The following is a 2,432-nucleotide window of genomic DNA, read 5'->3' as shown; positions in this document are numbered from 1 at the left end:
TCACCGCCCGCTCCAGTGCAGTGCCAAGGCAGGCACCGCCACCGGGTCCATGATGCGGCTCTGCAGTTCCTTGTCCTTGAAGAACCAGTTCTTTTCGCAGCGGATCGGCTTGCTGCCCTCGAAGAACAGCAGTTCATCATTGCCAGGCAGTTCCTTGATCTCCTGCGGCAGCATCAGCGCGCGGCGTTCTTCGGTGTAGTTGTAGGACACATTCCTTCCACCGCCGCCGTGGCTGGTAGAGCGGTGCTGTTTGCGGATCGTCCGGTAGCCCAGCATATCGCTGTAGGCGTTGGCGTCTTCCTGTTCGCGCGGGGTGAACACGATGCTGGCGGCGTGGTTGGTGATGAAGTTCTGCGCATCGTCGGCGCCGTAGGTGGCACGCAACTGCGATTGGCTCTGGATGATGCACAGGTCGCGCACGCCGTAGCTTGCGGAGATCGAGATGCGTTTTGCCCAAACGTCGACCCGGCCCATGGCAGTGAATTCATCCATCAACATCAGCATCTGATATTTGAGCTTGGGGTCTTCGTTGAGCTGTTTGTCCAGATTGTTGCCGATCACCGAACTGAAGAAGATATTGAGCAGCTTGCTGCTCTCGTCCAGTTTCTGGGTCGGGATGATCACGTAAATCGTGGTGAGCCGTTTGCGGATGGCGGTGACGTCGATATCGGTGGCATTGGTGGCCGCCGCAAGAATCGGGCTCAGGAACTGCTGCAACGGCGCCTGCATGGTAGCCATGACCGAGGAAAAGGTCTGCTCGGCCAGGCCGGCAAGCGCGCTGAAGGTGGAGCGGGTCTGCGGGCTGAGGTAACTCACCTGCTTGTCTGATAGCAGTTTTTTCAACATCTCGGCGGTGCTCTCGCCACCATCACCACCCGTGGACAAGCGCAGCAGGCGCTCGAAGCTGGGAAACAGCGGACTTTGGTTAGGATCCTCCACGTCATCAAACTCCAGGCCACGCAAATGCTCCAGTCGCTCGAACATGAAAGAGGCGAACGCCACGAACGCGGCACGCGGCTGGGTGACCCAGAAACTGTCTTTGCCGGGCTCGTCCGGGTACAGAATCGCCGCCATGGTCTGGATGGAGGCGATACGCTCGCGCGGATCTTCCGGCACCAAGGTCAGTGGATTGAAGCGATGGGTCTTGCCATCGGTCGCATAGGGCGCCCAGACGTAGATGGTTTGACCTAGCGAAGCTCTGTATCCGCTGGTGGCCTTGAACAATTCCCCTTTCAGATCGAGCACGACCATTGAGTGCTGGTAGGTCAGCAGCACGGGAATCGCAATGGAGGTGGTCTTGCCGGAACGCGTAGGCGCCACAACGATCACGTGCAGCGCGCCGTTGATGTAGATGGAGCGGCCTTTGAGCTTCCCGACCAAGATGCTTTCCGGCTTTTCATCGAGCATGCCGGCTTTTTTCAGATCCGCGACCGTGGCAAAACTGGCTTCTCCGTGCAGGGATTGCTTCTTGCGCTTGAGCATCGGGACCAGCAGCAGGGCCCAGCCTAGCAGTGGCAAGACGAAGCCGATGATGCCGGCGATCTTGATGCGCAAGACGTAGGGCTTGACCTGCGGAAGGTCGAGCGCCCTCCAATATTCCATGTACGTCGTCGCTTTCAGCGGCATCTGCAACTTCAACAGCAGCAGTGTCATGAAACCGGACAGATACAACCCGGCGACCAATGCAAGGATCAACACGATCGCTGCAACGCCCACCTTTGCCTTACTACTCATACATCCAGCTCCATGTGTGATTGCATCCAACCAGTGCACCATGCCGCGCCCGTATTCGGCAGGCGTTATATGCCCATGCCGGGCGCCGATTGTGCTTGTGCTTGCGCCTGCATGCGGTCCTGGGCAATTTTCTCGCTGATCTGCGCATGCTTCAGATCCCCGGCTTGCGCCACTTCCATCGAGGCCTGGATGGACGGCGCTGCCTCATGCATCTGTACACGCGCGATGCCGAGCGGGTGGTCGTAATTGAGTGCAAATACGGTATCGCGCGCCACATAGAACTCCCCCTCCCAGCCCGGCTTGAAGTAGGACTCGTTCAATGCTGCGGTGATCTGGGTCAGGCGTTCCTCCGAAAACGCGTGGCCTTGCGCCTGCATCCGCTCCTGCACATCCGCATACAGCCCATGCCGGGGATGGGCGGGGTCGCTGTAGGGCAGCAAACCGGGCGAAGGCTGCGTGTGCTCGCCATGGCGCGCAGTGCTGGTGGCGGGCGTATCAGCGGTGGCCGTGACGGTGGCCGACTGTTCCTTGTCGCGCTGTGCATCGCGGCTCTTCTCGTCTTCGGCGCGTTGCGCTTGCTCCTGCTGGTGGCGCTGTTGTTGCTCGGACTGCAACTGCAGCTGCTGGTCCTGCTGCAGCTGCCATTGGCGTTGTTGTTCCAGCGCCTGTTGCTGTTGCTGTGCATGCAGGTCCGGTTG

The 2,432-nt window shown here is 59.7% G+C and carries 2 protein-coding genes; both read right to left on the bottom strand.

Annotated features, from left to right (window positions below; translation table 11 throughout):
* Positions 1-1,734: a type IV secretory system conjugative DNA transfer family protein gene (locus XAXN_RS15610; RefSeq protein WP_054320228.1), complete on the bottom strand. Its 1,734-nt coding sequence runs from the start codon at positions 1,732-1,734 to the stop codon at positions 1-3.
* Positions 1,735-1,799: 65 nt separating this feature from the next.
* The coding region (locus tag XAXN_RS22560) for a hypothetical protein (RefSeq protein ID WP_209018945.1) at positions 1,800-2,432 on the bottom strand (633 nt) is incomplete at its 5' end.

The organism is Xanthomonas axonopodis, from assembly GCF_001304695.1.
In the GTDB taxonomy this organism is placed as follows: Bacteria; Pseudomonadota; Gammaproteobacteria; order Xanthomonadales; family Xanthomonadaceae; genus Xanthomonas; species Xanthomonas axonopodis.
Note: the sequence above shows the minus strand (reverse complement) of the source record. Positions and strands in the feature narration are given on the sequence as shown.

What these genes read in the sequence shown, in the direction of transcription:
- XAXN_RS15610 (WP_054320228.1), bottom strand. Translation starts at nt 1,734, where the DNA reads ATGAGTAGTAAGGCAAAGGTGGGCGTTGCAGCGATCGTGTTGATCCTT.